The sequence below is a fragment of the Flavobacterium salmonis genome (assembly GCF_903819435.1).
In the GTDB taxonomy this organism is placed as follows: Bacteria; Bacteroidota; Bacteroidia; order Flavobacteriales; family Flavobacteriaceae; genus Flavobacterium; species Flavobacterium chungangense.
Map to the genome: position 1 here is coordinate 154,318 of NZ_CAIJDP010000071.1, position 16,093 is coordinate 170,410.

A 16,093-nucleotide genomic window follows, 5' to 3' on the forward strand; every position below is an offset into this window, starting at 1 on the left:
GTATTTTAAATCGCTGTAATTAATTCAAAAGAATTGCTACTTAACTCTAAGTTTACTTAAGGTGTAACCATTTTTGATTACACCTTTTATATTTGCATCAATCTATGATTTTGCAATTAATTATTTAGAATCAATGCAATACCTCTTGTGGCAATGTTTATTTAGATCTTTTGAATATCTCTATTCTTTAAAGGTTCTAATTAAATATCCCCCTTCTGAATGATATTCAATTCCTTATTAAAAGAATTTCTGTATTTTTTGATATACTCTGAAGGTTTCATCCCAAACAATTTTACGAACTGTTGGCGAAAATAGCGCTGATCTTCTATACCAACCTGAGGTCCAACCTGTGCGATATTAATGTTTTCAGTAAGCATAATTACTGCGGCTCTTCGGATTCTGATAGACCTGATAAAACCATTTACGGTTTGTCCTGAAATTGCTTTAATCTTTTTATAAAGACTTGAATGACTCATTCCCATGGCAGTAGAGAAACTCTTTAGATTAAATTCGCTGTTTTCAAGATTAGCTTCTACTATTTCGATACATTTATCCAGAAATTCTTTGTATTCAAGTGGAACCTTATTCACATTTTCACGAAGTGTTATGCTGTCCAGGAAATACCTGCGCAATTGCCCTCTGTTTCGAAGAACAGCATCAACGCGTGCTAAAAGTATATTGTTATCAAAAGGTTTGGTAACATAATCATCTGCGCCTTCAGTAATACTCTGCAAATGAATGTCATTGCTGGTTGTAGCTGTGAGAAGTATCACCGGAATATGGCTTGAACCATCATTTTGTTTGATTTCTTTGCATAAATCCAAACCGTTCATACCTTCCATAGAAATATCGCTCAGTACAATATCAGGCATGTGTTTTTGAACAAGTTTCAGTCCTTCGAGTCCATTTGTTGCCGAATAAACAATATAGTTTTTAGAGAAAAGCTGTACCAGATAATGATTCATTGCGGTATTGTCTTCCACAATTAGCAATACTTTTTTTGTACTGATTAATGCTGACTCTATGTTTTCAGGGGTTGATTGCTGATTGTCGCTTTCAGGAGTATTTTGGTTATCTGTCGGCAGTCCTTCAAGAAGTTCACCTACAAGAGGCGACATTTGAGGATGATTCTCATTGATACTAATTTCCGAAAAATGACTTCTTCCTTTTGGCAACACAATAGTAAACGAAGTACCCTTCCCTACTTTACTTGTACATGTTATTTGTCCATGATGTTTATTCACAAAATATTTAACCACATAAAGACCTATTCCAAACCCATTGCTGCTTTTAGACTGAATTTGCTTGAACTTTTCAAAAATAGTATCAATATCATTCTCATGAATTCCGCTGCCGGTATCCGATATAATAATAGAAACATCATCAGTTTTTTCAATTATCTGAATACTTATACTTCCTTTATTGGGTGTAAACTTGAAAGCATTTGATATTAAATTAAACAGCGTAATCTCTATTTTTTCATAATCACCATAGATTTCAGCAGGTGTTTTTTCTTCGATAAACTGATAATTTAAACTTTTAACAGCTGCCATCTGCGTAAAACTTTCATAGATATCACGGCACAGACTGTTTAAATTAATCTTGGAAATTTTGAGTTCATCAAGATCCGTTTCTGCTTTTCTGAATAGCAATAACTGATCCGTAAGACTCAATAACCTTTTGGCATTTTTATAGGCTAGCCTTAGGTCAAAATCATCTTCAGGAGCATTTTTTCTGTCAATGGTACTTTTTAACGGATTTATAATTAAAGACAGTGGAGTGCGCAATTCATGAGCTATATAGGTAAACATAGAAAACTGTTTTTCGGCATGTTCCTTGTCTTTTTTGTGCTCCATACGCGTAAGTTTAATTTCGTAGCGAAGCCTTTCCTTATTTTTGTGATACTCTATATAGGCATAAATGGCCCCGGCAACAGCGATTAGATAAAATATATAAGCCCACCATGTTCTGTACCATGGCGGAAGGATTTTTACCGTCGCGAGTTTTACCTCATTGGTCCAGTTTCCAAAAACATCGGTTGTTTTTACCTTAAAAACATAGGTTCCTTCTGTCAGTCTGGAATAATTTGCCCTGTTGTTCTTTGAGTTATAGTTCCAGTCTTTGTCCCATCCTTCGAGGAAATAAGCGGTATTGATTTTTTCGGAATTAACATAATCCAGATAAACAAAATCAAAACTCAATGCTGATTTTTCATAAGGAAGTTCGGCTTCGCTTATCATTTCGAGTTTCTTTTCTGTGATATAAGGACTATCGAGTTTTAAGGACTGATTGTTTACCAGTAAATCATTTAATAAAAATTTGCCCGTATTTTTTTTGTCTTTTATATTATCAGGATTAAAAATATTGAATCCGTTTATACCGCCAAAAATAAACTCTCCTGTCGAAAGTTTGGAGCCGGAATTCCAACTAAACTGAGTGCCCTGAAGTCCGTCAGAGACCCCAAAGTTTCTAAAAGTATTATTTTTAGTATTCAATCTGGAAATCCCATGGTATGTACTCATCCATAAATTTCCTTTTTTGTCTTCTAAAAGGCGAAGTATGGTGTTGCTTGAAAGACCGTTTTGTGTGGTAAAGTTTTTGAAAGTGCCTTTTTTTCGGTTGTATAAAAGCAAACCGCCTTCAACAGTCCCAATCCAAAGATTTTTGTTTTGATCTTCCGTGATGCATCTGATTGTATAATCAGAGTGATAGCTTTTTATTTTTTTTGTTTTTGGTTCTATTTCAAAAAACGAATTAAAAGTTCCGCCCCAAATTTTTCCGTCTTTGGTTTCGTAGAGACAAGTAACATCGCGTAGGGTATTACTGTAGCAGATAAATTTATTTTGTTTTCTGTCAAATTGATATAATGCTCCGTTATTCGTAACAGCAAGCCACAACGTTTTTTTCGAATCTAAATACAACAGCCAGGATTCCTGTTCGGTTTTTTTTGTGAATTGATTGTAAATTGAAAAATGCTGGATTGCTTTTGATTTAGGATCAATACGACAAACACCGCCTTTCCACATCGCAACCCAAATGGCATTATCAGAATCCCTTACGATACTGGTCACAAAATCGCTCTGGATTTTTCTGCCGGCAGCTGATGTGGTCGAGTAAACGTCATAAGTATTTTGTTTTCTGTTCCAATATCGCATTCCGGCACCATCAGTACCAATCCAGATGTTTTTATTTTCATCTTCACAGAAAGACTGCATGAAGTTTGCTGCAGGATCTTCATCTTCTTTATTGGTGAGCGGATCCTTGATTTTAAAATGATTAAAATCAAGCGGGTTTTTCCCCATCATGCTTACACCCCCACGAAGGGTTCCGAACCACATTTCTCCGTTTTTGCTTTGAAATATATCATACAGCGATTTACTGTTTAGTAATGAAACAGGACCGCTGGCACGGTATAAAACAGGAGTAGTCTGATTTTTTGTAATGGTATAAAGACCAGCTCCGTCAGTAGCGATCCAGAGTCTGTCTTCCTGCTGAAAAAAATCGCGTACGACTGTTTTTTTCTGAAAGTAGTTTTTAGAATAGGTATTCAGCCTGTCATTATATAAGTACGCACCTTCGTCTGATCCGATCCAGAGTCCTTCATGAGTCAGTTTAATGCAATTTGCTCCTGTAATTGAATTAGTAAGAAGCGTTAGTTTTTTGGATTTAATATCGTACTTACAAAGACCGGTTCCGGTTATAAAAACATAGAAAATTTGTTTTTTTGCATTATAAGATATGGATCTTGCGATATAATTTAATTTTCCGTTAAAAGGTATGGCCGTTCCGGTTTTCTCTCCTTCCTTAAAAAGTACGATTGCCCCTTTTGTAGCCACAAGAATTAGATGCAGAGGATATACAGCAATTATTTCGTAGGTCGTAACGTTTAAAGGTTTGATTTTTTTGTCTGTATCATAATATTGCAACGGACTAAAAGCAGATCGTTCTGCATTAAAAATTACAGGCCCTGCAGTTGTTCCTATCCATAAATTATTTTCAAAGTCACCTTCTATACAGCTAATAGCATTTCCCTGAATAGAATTTGGATCGGTATGGATATGGCGGTAAATTTTAAAATCATTTCCATCATATCTGTTAAGGCCGTCAAAAGTTCCAAACCACATATAGCCATTTTGATCCTGATATATTGACGCAACAGAATTATTAGAAAGTCCTGATGAAATATTGAGATGCTTTATTGGGGAATTCTGTCCAAATATATTTAGAGTAACAAGTATAATAATAAGAAGAAGAAAAGACTTTAGTTTATTCATAGATTTTTTTAAAAGCTGTTCTTTCATATACGAAAAATAGAAGAAATGAGATCTAAAACGGGATCATTTTTTATATGATTATGGCGAAATATGCCTACTTTGCGAAAATAAGGATTTATTATATATTGATAAAATACATCCTGTTTTTTAGATTATTTATAAGTTGTGTTTTATATGTTTTTCTCCTATAAAAGATTAATATTTAAGGTTCTTTTAAGCAAATATTTAGAAATTATCAATTAAAAACCACAACCTTATTGATTATTAATATATTATTAAAATAATTAATTACTTGTTTTGTCATTTTTTTAGGACTAAAAAACAAAAACCATATTTTTCATGAAGTGCTGTATTGGTGTTTTTACGAAATTGCCCCCCTTTATAAACGAATTTTTCCCTGTCTTTAGAGCATACAGTATCCTTAATTTTGCACCGTGAGTTGATAAGCTAGAATGTTTGAATAATTATGTTTTATTTTTCGTTTAAAGCACACTAATCACAAAACCCAACTCAAACAAAAAAACTAAAAAAGTATGAAAAAAATTTACAACAAATTTTTACTTTTATTATTACTGCTTCCTTTTTGTGTTTTCGCTCAGAGCACAGTAAAAGGGATTGTTCTGGACAAAATCACCGGACAACCAATACCAGGGGTAAATATAAAAGTATCACAAGGTAATTTAAGCATGACTACGGATTTTGACGGTAAATTCCAGTTTAATGGTCTGAAAGAACAAACTCAAATTACTTTTTCATTTACAGGTTTCACAACTCAGACTATTACTGTTGGTACACAGAGAGATATCACTGTTACCCTTGAGGAAGATCCTAACCTGCTTCAGGAAGTTGTAGTACAGGTCGGATACGGTTCTGTAAAAAAGAAGGATGCAACAGGTTCTGTAGTGGCACTTACAACAAAAGACTTTAATAAAGGTAACAATATTACCACTGAAAACCTTCTTAACGGACGTGTTGCTGGTTTGTCTATTAATTCTTCTGGAGCTCCGGGTTCTTTATCTGAAATAAGAATCAGGGGTGGTAGTTCTCTTTTTGCAAGCAACAACCCGTTGATCGTTGTTGACGGATTACCATTAGAAAATACAACTAATACTGGTTCTGCCTCATTTTTGGCTTCTTTAAACCCAGCTACAGTTGAATCGATGACAGTCTTAAAAGATGCATCTGCTACTGCAATTTATGGTTCAAGAGCTTCAAATGGTGTAATCATCATTACAACAAAAAAAGGAAGCAGTAAATTATCAGTTGATTATAATGCACAATATGCTGCAGGAAAACTTACTAAAACAGTTGATGTTTTTAGTGCAGATGAGTTCAGAAAACTTATCGCAGACAGAAGACCTCAGGATTCAGGTAAGTTAGGTACAGCAAATACAGACTGGCAAAAAGCGATTTACAGAAACACAGGATCTTTTGATCAGAGTGTAGCGGTTAGAGGAAGTTTGTTTGATATTATCCCTACGAGTCTTACTTTAGGAAATACAAATCAGGAAGGTTTACGTATCACAAATGAGTTTAAAAGAAATACTGTTGGATTGGTAATGAATCCTACCTTCTTTGAAAACAGCTTAAAAGTAAAATTATCTGCTAATTATGCTCACGAAAGAAACAGATTTACAGATGCTGTAGAAGGAACTGCTATTGGTTTTGACCCTACTCAGCCTATACGAGTAGAAGGCGCACCATATGATGGTTTTTTTGAATATCTTAATGGTACTGTTGACGGTAACGGAAAACCCCGATTGGATCCAAATGCCGCCAGAAACCCGGTTTCGCAATTGCTTAACACCAGGGATATCGCAAAAAGCAACCGATTTTTCGGAAATATCGAAGTAGATTATAAGCTGTACTTTTTCCCAGACGTAAGAGCGGTTGTGAATGTAGGTTTTGATGAATCTAATGGAGAAAGAACAAGAAAGGTTAACCCAAATGCAGGTTCGGGTCCAAGTATCGACAACATACCTTACGGTGCTAATGAATATACTGATGCCAAAAGACAAAATAAATTATTAGACGCTTATTTAGTTTATAATAAAACTTTTGACTCATTAGTATTTGAATTAACAGGAGGTTACTCTTATCAAAAATTTGAAAGTTCAAAATTCGAGACCGGTAATATTTTAGACCCAAATCTACCGTCAACATTCCCTGAGACTACTTTAGATACTGAAACTGTCTTAATTGGTTTTTTTGCCCGAACAAACTTAAACTTCAGAGATAAATATTTATTGACTTTATCATACAGACGAGATGGTTCTTCAAGATTTGATAAAGAAAATCGTTGGGGTAATTTCCCTTCTGTGGCTTTTGCATGGAAACTTAAAGAAGATTTATTTAAAGATAACAAAACGCTATCTGATTTAAAATTAAGATTGAGTTATGGTATTACAGGTCAGCAGGATATTCCGGAACCTAACGGTTATCTTAAAAAATACGAATTGGGAACAGGAAACTCACAATATTATTTTGGAACTGATCCGGTTACAATCGCACTTCCATACAAACTAACAAATGGTTTGAAATGGGAAGAAACAACTACTTACAATGCCGGTATAGATTTTGGATTTTTAGATAATCGTATCACGGCGAGTTTGGATGCATATTACAAAGACTCTAAAGATTTATTAGCAAATGTAGCGATTTCTGACGGAAGTAATTTTTCTAACAGAGTATACCAAAACATTGGTAGCTTTACTACAAAAGGGGTTGAATTTACAGTTAATGCAAGTGCCATTAAAACTGAAAACTTCTCTTGGAATGTTAACTTCAATGCGGCTAAATTTGAAAGAAGAATTAGTGAATTAGCTTTTAACTCTGATATATTTTTAGGAGACAATATTACCGGAAACGGAAGTACTTCACAAATTTTCAGAGAAGGATACACTCCATATTCTTTCTACGTTTACAAACAATTATATGATACTGCAGGAAAACCAATTGATGGTGCTTTTGCTGATTTGAACGGTGATAATATCAAGAATGATGCTGACAAATACATTTATAATAATCCTGATCCGGATGTTACTCTAGGATTTGCATCAAATATGAATTACAAAAAATTCGATTTCTCTTTCAATTTAAGAGCAAGTATTGGTAACAATATATTTAATGGAATGGATGCTTCAAGAGCACAATATAACGGTTTGATTAATAATGGAATTTTAAGTAATATTCCTACTCAGGTAACAGAAACTAACTTTCAGACAACTTCTAATGTTGTAATGTCTGATATTTATGTAGAAAATGCTTCTTATTTAAAAATGGACAATATTTCATTAGGATATACTTTTGATAAAGTCATAAATGAAAAAGTGTCTTTAAGATTATCAACAGGGGTTCAAAACGTTTTTGTAATTACAAAATACAGTGGTTTAGATCCTGAAATTACAAATAACGGTGTTGATAAAACGATTTATCCAAGACAACGCACTTTCTTGTTTGGTGCCAACCTTAAATTTTAATAAAATGAAAAAATATATAATAATAGCTGTTATAGCTTTAACCACCGTTTTTCATTCTTGTACAGATGACCTGAATGTAGTTTCTGAAGATGATGACGTACTTTCAGCTGATGCTTTGTTTTCTTCTCCGGAAGGGTATAAAAAAGCACTGGCAGGAGTATACGGAAACCTTACTCTTACAGGTACTCAAGGACCTGTTTTTTCTTCATTGGAAGGTTTAGCAGCCGGAACAAGTCAGTATGTAAGATGTTTGTTAAACCTACAGGAGCTAACAACAGACGAAATGATCTGGAGCTATGAAAATGACGAAGGAACTGCAGAATTACAACGAAATATTTGGACAGCTGCAAATCCTGTTATTTTAGGAATGTACAGCCGTACAATGGCTTCTGTTGCCTATGCCAATGATTTTTTGCGCGAAAGTACACCTGAAAAATTAAAAGGAAGAAACATTACAAATGCTGAAACTGTAGCTGAAATTGAACTTTACAGAAAAGAAGTTCGTGTTTTAAGAGCATATGCTTATTACAACATGATGGATCTGTTTGGAAAAGCGGCTATGTACACAGAAAATGATCCGTTAAATTTTTCGGGTCCTGAATATGACAGAAAGCAATTATTTGAATTTATTGAAGCCGAATTAAAAGAGGTTTTACCAGACTTAAAACCGGCAAGAACCAATGTATACGGAAGAGTAGATCAGGCTGTTGCACGTATGATTCTGGCTAAAATATATTTGAATGCTCAGGTATATACACAAACTGACCGATTTAATGATTGTGTTACAATGTGTAACGAAATAATTGCAGGAGGATATACGCTTAAACCAAAATATCTGGAAAACTTTATGGCTGATAACCATACCTCTGAAGAAATGATTTTCACTATTCAGTCAGATGGAATTACAACTCAAAACTGGGGAGGTACAACCTTTTTAATTAATGGTCAAATTGGACTATTAGAAAATAATGGAGGTGACTTTGGAATTAAAGGTTGGGGAGGTGCAATTCGCATCAGAAAACAATTTGTACAAAAATTTGACGGTGCAAAATTCAGTCAGGATAGCAGAAATACTATCGGAACAGGTACTTCAACGCAACAAAGAACAATAGATATTGCTGATATTAGTGTGAATTCACAAGGCTATATTTTATCTAAATTCTCTAATAAAACTTCTGCAGGAGTTAATGGGAAACATGGTGAATTTGCAGATACTGATTTTCCTTTGTTTAGGTTGGCAGATGTTTACCTAATGTACGCAGAAGCTACCTTAAGAGGAGGAAATGGTACCATTGCCCAATCACTTGTTTATGTAAATAATTTGAGAGAAAGAGCTAATAATAACGCTACAACTTCAAATATTACAGCAGGCGAATTAAACCTACAATTAATAATTGATGAAAGAGCACGTGAGCTACACTGGGAAGGTCACAGAAGACAGGATTTAATCCGTTTTGGTTTATATAGCGGAGGAACTTACAACTGGGCATGGAAAGGAAATGCTGCCAGAGGAATTTCAATTCCTTCTTTCAGAAGACTCTTTCCAATTCCTCAGGCAACATTGGGAGCTAATAAAAACTTAACTCAAAATACAGGTTACTAAACAATCCTTTTTTAACAATATAAAAGATAAAAAAATGAAAAATATTTATAAAATTTTTATTGCTGTAGCGATACTTACAGGATTATGGTCTTGTGAAAACGAAGAAAATTTAATGATCTTAGAGCCACAGGAAGCAGCTTTCTCAATCATTACACCAGAAGGCGGTTCTGAAATTATTCTTAATGAAGCTACGCCAGCCAATACTGCCCTTACTGTAACCTGGGAAAAAGTAAGTTACGGAGCTCCAACTGTGGTAACTTACACCGTTCAACTTGCAGCTGCTGATACTGAATTTGCAGCACCCGTTGATGTTACATCTTCAACTTCGACTTATTCTACCATAGATGTAAAGGAACTTAATACAAGAGCTTTGGAACTTGGATTAGCACCAAATGTTGAAGGTACTCTTGATGTAAGAATTAAAGCAACTACCGGAGTAGCAAATGCGCAACCAAAATTCTCCGATGTTATTACCATTTCAGTAACGCCATACGGAAGTACAGAAGTACCAGTTGTTACTTTGTATTTAGTAGGCGACGCCACTACAGCAGGGTGGAATGTTAACAACAACAACATGCCACTTTTTACAGATCCTAATGACAATACAAAACATTATTATACTGGATATTTTAAAGCACATGTAGACGGGTTTAAAGTACTTGGAAATATTGATTCATGGTTACCTGCGTATGGTCATGACGGAACCACAGTGGTAAAAAGAACGTCTTTTGATCAAACTGATCCAAGCAGTTTCCCAATTGCAACTGACGGTTATTATACTTTCGAAATTAATATTCAGGATTTAACATATAAACTTGCTGAGTACACAGGATCAACAACAACTACCTATAGCGAAATTTTTTATTCAGGTAGCACTATAAGCGGAGATGACAATAATTGGGGCAGCGAAAGCATTTCTTTGACAAAATCAACATTTGATCCTCACATCTGGAAAGTTTCAGGTCAAACTCTAAAAGAAGGAAATATGAAATTCCATACTGCAGGATGGGCTAAAGAATGGGGAAATAATGGTGGAAACATATTTGTTAAAGCAGGGAAATATGATATTTGGTTCAACGATTTAGATGGTCGTTATACTTTTATCAAAGTACAATAATAAATAAAAGAAGTAAGCCTCAAATCCTATTATTTGAGGCTTCTTATTCCTCTTTTTTAAAATTATATTTAAAAAAACAAAAAACTATAGGTACTGGTGTGTTACTTTAAAAGGTTTAATTTTTAATAACTACTTTACATATAGATCGATAAAAAACTTATATATGAAAAAACATATAAAATTTCTTGGATTGCTTGCAATAGCAGCAGTTCAATTTGCTTGTTCAGGCGACGATGACAAAGGAACAAATGTTCCTCAACCACCTGCAGACGATACTTTTATCAGAGGTTCTGATATCTCATATCTTCCTGAAATGGAATCTATTGGAACTAAGTTCTACAATAATGGCAAGGAAGAAAACATGCTTACAACACTTAAAAATGCAGGTTGTAATACAGTTCGAATCCGCTTATGGAAAAATCCCGCAAATGGTCGTTCAGGTATGGCAGAAGTAAAAGAACTGGCAGAAAAGTCAAGAAGAGCAGGCCTTAGAGTTTGGTTAACGGTTCATTATTCTGATAGCTGGGCAGATCCGGGAAAACAGGTAACTCCTAAAGAATGGGAAAAATTATCTTTTGAGGACCTGAGAAAAGCTGTAACTACCTACACAGAAACAATTATCAAAGAAATCAATCCTGATATTATTCAGATAGGAAACGAAATCAACAGTGGATTACTTTTTCCAAAAGGAAATTTAATCGACAATGAACAACAATGCATTGCTTTATTGACAGCTGCAAGCAAGGCAGTTCGTGCAAAATCATCAAATACAAAAATCATGATCCACTATGCAGGTATAGATGGTGAGAAAACTGATTGGTTTTTCAACAAAATGAATAGTATTGATTATGATTATATCGGATTATCGTACTACCCTATGCATCACGGAAAAGAAGTGACTGAAATAACCTCTACAATTAATGCCCTTGGAGAAAAATATGGTAAAAAAGTCGTGATTGCAGAAACATCTTACGCTTTTACATTGTTGTATAATGATTTCACAAACAACAATCTAGGATCAAATGACCAATTAATACCGGCATATCCGGCAACTCCGGCTGGGCAAAAGGCTTTCGTTCTTGCTGTCAGAGCTTCTGTTGAAGCGTCAGCACACGGACAGGGATTTGCTTACTGGGGTGGCGAATGGGTTGCTTTTAGAGGGAAACAATCTGCATTCGGTTCTACTTATGAAAATCAGGCTTTATATAGTTTTGACAATAATGCTTTATCAGTAATGCAGGCTTTCGCCAGATAATAAAGCATGAAAAAGCATTTTAAAATAGTACCTTTTTTGCTTGTCATAGCACTTGTATTTACTTCATGTAAAACAAAAATGGCAAGTAAAGAAGGTTCTTTTTCTAAAGGAGCCGATGTGGGTTGGCTGCCACAGATGGAAGCCACAGGTTATAAATTTTATGATGCAGACGGTTCTGAAAAAGACTGCCTACAATTATTAAAAGAAAGAGGAATCAATTCCATTCGTTTGCGCGTTTGGGTAAACCCAAATAATGATAAAGCCAGTGGGCACTGTAGCCCCCAAGAAACAGTTGTCATGGCGGTTCGCGCGCAAAAGATTGGAATGCGTATCATGATCGATTTTCATTACAGCGATTCGTGGGCTGATCCCGGCAAACAAAATAAACCGGCAGCCTGGGCACAACATTCTTTTCCTGAATTACTGAACGATGTTTACAATCATACCTATGGTGTATTAAAATTGTTGAAAAAAGCCGGAGTTACACCAGAATGGGTTCAGGTTGGAAATGAAATTCCAAGCGGTATGCTTTGGCCAGAAGGGCATACAGACAACTTTCCTCAACTGGCACAATTGCTTAATAAAGGATATGAGGCTACAAAAGCAATAGATTCAAAAATTAAGGTGATAGTACACTTAGACGAAGGCAATAAAAACGAAAAATTCAGATGGTTTTTTGACAAAGCTACACAACTGAATGTAAAATACGACGTAATTGGTCTTTCGTACTACCCGTTTTGGCTAAAAACGGATTATAAAGAAAACATTGCCGATTTAGAAAATAATCTAAAAGACATGGCTTCCCGCTACAATAAAGAAGTCATGGTGGTCGAAGTTGGCGGTGATTACACATTAGAACAAAACACCAAAGAAATGCTTGAAGCCACTATAAAAGCTGTAAAAAACGTACCTGACAATAAAGGTTTAGGCGTTATTTACTGGGAACCTCAGGGTGCAAAAAGCTGGAGCGGTTATCAACTAAATGCATGGCTGGAAAACGGAAAACCTTCACCGGCACTGGATGCTTTCAAAAATTAAATAAACAATTAAGTTTTACCATTAGGGTTAAGCTTAATTTCTTAATGGTAAACGAACAAAACGAAAATGAAATTAATTTTTAAATCAATAGTATTCTTATTTCTGCTAGTTTTTTCATCCGGAAAAATGTGGTCACAATCCACTACTTTTGTTTTAAAAGACAATTGGAGTTTTTCTAAAGAGGTAAAAGAAGATGCCTTTGCTGTAGATTTTGACGCTTCGAAATGGGAGAAAGTCAGTGTGCCTCACGATTGGGCTATTTACGGTCCTTTTGATAAAAAATGGGACATCCAGACCGGTATCATTGAACAAAACGGTGAAAAAGAAGCAACTGAAAAAACAGGGCGTACCGGAGCATTGCCACATATTGGAACGGGTTGGTACCGCAATAAATTTACTATTCCGGAGTTTAAAAAAGGAAAAAAAGCACTTCTTATCTTTGAAGGCGCTATGAGTGAACCTCAGGTTTATTTAAACGGGAAAAAAGTGGGACAATGGGGCTATGGGTACAGTTATTTTTTCATCGATATTTCAAAAGATATTATAGAAGGAGCAAAAAACACATTAGCTGTAAAATTGACCAATGAGCCTTTTTCTTCGAGATGGTATCCCGGAGCAGGTCTTTACAGAAAAGTTAGTATTGTAGTAAAGGAGGAAGAAAGTTTTGCACAGTGGGGAACTTTTATCACAACTCCTGATATAAAAGCAAATAATGCTGTTGTTGATATTAAAGCTGAGTTTCATGGCAGTAATGTGTCAATGGTAACCCAAATAAAAGATGCTAATAACAAGGTTATTGCTACACAAAAAAGTACAGAAACGAAAGAAGGGAAATTTCATCAGATAGTGGAAGTTGCAAAACCTCATTTGTGGAGTCCTGAGACACCTTATTTATACACCGCAGTAACCAAATTATACGCAGCCGACGGAACTTTAAAAGACGAACAAAACATTAAGTTTGGTATCCGGTTTATAAAATACGAGCCTAAAATAGGATTTAGCCTGAATGGTAAAGTCACAAAATTCAAAGGTATTTGTCTTCACCATGATTTAGGACCACTTGGGGCGGCTGTAAACAAAGCAGCACTTCGAAGACAGCTTACGATTCTAAAAGACATGGGATGTAACGCCATCCGTAGTTCTCACAACATGCCTTCTTTTGAACAGCTTGAATTGGCTGACGAAATGGGATTTATGTTCCTGGCCGAAAGCTTTGATGAATGGGCAAAGCCAAAAGTAGAAAACGGATACAATCGTTTTTTTAAAGAATATGCAGAAAAAGACATTGTGAATCTTGTGAGAGCCACACGAAATCATCCTTGTATCGTAATGTGGAGTTCAGGAAACGAAGTTCCGGATCAATGGGGAGCTGAAGGGGTAAAACGTGCCCAATGGCTGCAGGATATTTTTCATCGTGAAGATCCTACAAGACCTGTGACTGTTGGTATGGATCAGGTAAAAGCAACTATGGAATCTGGTTTTGGAGCTTTGCTGGATATTCCTGGATTAAATTACAGAGTTCATCTTTATGAAGAAGCGTATAAAACATTTCCGCAAGGATTTATATTAGGTTCAGAAACTGCTTCTACAGTAAGTTCAAGAGGAATTTATAAATTCCCTGTGGTTCAGGAAAAGAATAAGCAATACCCTGATTTTCAAAGTTCTTCTTATGATCTTGAAGCCTGTAGCTGGTCCAATGTTCCTGACGAAGATTTTGTATTGCAGGACGACAAACCCTGGGTTATTGGAGAATTTGTCTGGACAGGCTTCGATTATTTAGGAGAGCCTACCCCTTATGATGAAAAATGGCCTTCAAGAAGTTCTTATTTTGGAATTTCAGATTTAGCCGGACTTCCTAAAGACCGTTTTTATCTTTACAGAAGCAGATGGAATAAGGAAGACAAAACACTTCACATATTGCCACATTGGAACTGGAAAGGAAGAGAAGGAGAAATTACTCCGGTTTTCGTTTACACGAATTACGAAAGTGCAGAGCTTTTTATAAACGGAAAAAGCATGGGAGTTCAGAAGAAAAATAATGCAACTCCGCAAAACCGCTATCGTTTAATGTGGAATGATGTTAAATATGAGCCTGGAACGGTAAAAGTTGTAGCATTTGATTCCAATGGAAAAATAGCTTCCAAAAATGAGGTTAAAACAGCCGGAGATCCATATAAAATTGTACTGAATGCAGATCGCAAAACAATTAAAGCAAATGGTGAGGATATCTCTTTTGTAACGGTTTCGGTAGTTGATAAAAACGGAATTCCATGTCCTTTAGCCGATAATGAATTACAGTTTAAAGTAACCGGTGCTGCAACTTACAGAGCTGCATGTAACGGTGATGCGACATCATTAGAGGTATTTCATCAGGATCACATGAAGCTTTTCAGCGGTAAATTGGTTGTTTTAGTTAAAGCAATCGAAACTGCAGGGGCCATCCAGTTGGAAGTAACAGGTCAAGGACTTCAGAAAGGTAAAATAAATTTAAAATCAAAACGCTAATAATTTAGAATATTGGAATCTAAAAAGCAATATGCCTTTTCAAAATTACTTTTAAATATTGAGTTTGCTTTTACTTAAATGATAAATGTATTTACATCACAAATACGATAAAAAGGATCTGCTGAAAGTTTCAGCGTTCGCAATAAAACCCGCTATTTTAGCGGGTTTTATTGTTTATACTCCTTTTCATATATTATTTATACAGATTTTTTTTCTGTCACAGTCTCGCCAACTATCGGGAGCAGATTTATTTATTTTTAGAATATTTCTTTACTCCCTCTATATCTATATATTTTAACGATCTTTCGTTCATCGCGCCAAATTTTTTGAAATTCAATTTAGCTTCTCCCAAAGATATATGATTTGGTCCCTCTCCTCCATTTTCCCAAAAACATACAGAACAAATATCCCACAAACCATCTTCTCCATAATCAATTGAAAAATATTCACAACACGGGCACAAACCGGCTTTTTCTACTTCTCCAAAAACCTCATCTTTAAAATTCGGATCTACAGCTTTTAACTTAGTTTGAATATATAAATTAGTAACAAATTTTAATCTGTTCAACTGATAATCAACCAACAAAACTTCTGATTCATCATTAAGAAAAGGATTTGGTGTTTTATCAATTACTCCGATCATATTTTCTGAGATTTCAGGATAAGAGCCCTCTTTTATAGCCTCTCTTATTCCTTCTTTATCTCCAAAAAACCAATAATTATGTTCCAAAACGTCCAATTTATCTTTCTCAGACATTTGTTTCAATTCATTAATTGCAATTATCTTTTTGGCTTCAAATCTTTCCATCTAACTTTTGTTCC

The 16,093-nt window shown here is 35.1% G+C and carries 8 protein-coding genes; 6 read left to right on the top strand and 2 right to left on the bottom strand.

What is annotated here, in order from left to right; all coding sequences use genetic code 11:
- Window positions 1-200: 200 nt before the first annotated feature.
- Window positions 201-4,274 (bottom strand): hybrid sensor histidine kinase/response regulator transcription factor, encoded by a 4,074-nt coding sequence (locus FLACHUCJ7_RS13805; RefSeq protein WP_180909271.1) that lies wholly within the window; start codon window positions 4,272-4,274, stop codon window positions 201-203.
- A gap of 533 nt (window positions 4,275-4,807) precedes the next feature.
- Here FLACHUCJ7_RS13805 and FLACHUCJ7_RS13810 point away from each other — a divergent pair.
- The 6 genes from FLACHUCJ7_RS13810 to FLACHUCJ7_RS13835 all read left to right on the top strand — a co-directional run bounded on the left by FLACHUCJ7_RS13810 (window position 4,808) and on the right by FLACHUCJ7_RS13835 (window position 15,271).
- Window positions 4,808-7,753, top strand: coding sequence for a SusC/RagA family TonB-linked outer membrane protein (locus FLACHUCJ7_RS13810; protein ID WP_180909272.1), 2,946 nt, complete (start codon window positions 4,808-4,810; stop codon window positions 7,751-7,753).
- 4 nt (window positions 7,754-7,757) lie between these two features.
- Window positions 7,758-9,356 carry a RagB/SusD family nutrient uptake outer membrane protein gene (locus FLACHUCJ7_RS13815; RefSeq protein ID WP_180909273.1) on the top strand — a complete coding sequence of 533 codons (1,599 nt, stop codon included), beginning with the start codon at window positions 7,758-7,760 and terminating at the stop codon, window positions 9,354-9,356.
- A 34-nt stretch (window positions 9,357-9,390) separates the two neighbouring features.
- Entirely contained in the window at window positions 9,391-10,473 is a 1,083-nt protein-coding gene (locus FLACHUCJ7_RS13820; protein ID WP_180909274.1) for a SusE domain-containing protein, read from the top strand.
- A gap of 163 nt (window positions 10,474-10,636) precedes the next feature.
- A complete protein-coding gene (locus FLACHUCJ7_RS13825) occupies window positions 10,637-11,728 on the top strand; it encodes a glycoside hydrolase family 53 protein (protein ID WP_180909275.1) in 1,092 nt (363 codons plus the stop codon).
- A gap of 78 nt (window positions 11,729-11,806) precedes the next feature.
- Complete coding sequence (locus tag FLACHUCJ7_RS13830) at window positions 11,807-12,766, top strand: glycoside hydrolase family 53 protein (protein ID WP_180909276.1); 960 nt, start codon at window positions 11,807-11,809, stop codon at window positions 12,764-12,766.
- Window positions 12,767-12,832: 66 nt separating this feature from the next.
- The gene (locus FLACHUCJ7_RS13835) at window positions 12,833-15,271 is read left to right on the top strand and encodes a DUF4982 domain-containing protein (protein WP_180909277.1); all 2,439 of its coding nucleotides are present in this window, start codon (window positions 12,833-12,835) and stop codon (window positions 15,269-15,271) included.
- A 247-nt stretch (window positions 15,272-15,518) separates the two neighbouring features.
- Here FLACHUCJ7_RS13835 and FLACHUCJ7_RS13840 read toward each other — a convergent pair whose 3' ends face one another.
- Window positions 15,519-16,079 carry a CPCC family cysteine-rich protein gene (locus tag FLACHUCJ7_RS13840; protein ID WP_219634106.1) on the bottom strand — a complete coding sequence of 187 codons (561 nt, stop codon included), beginning with the start codon at window positions 16,077-16,079 and terminating at the stop codon, window positions 15,519-15,521.
- Window positions 16,080-16,093: the final 14 nt, after the last annotated feature.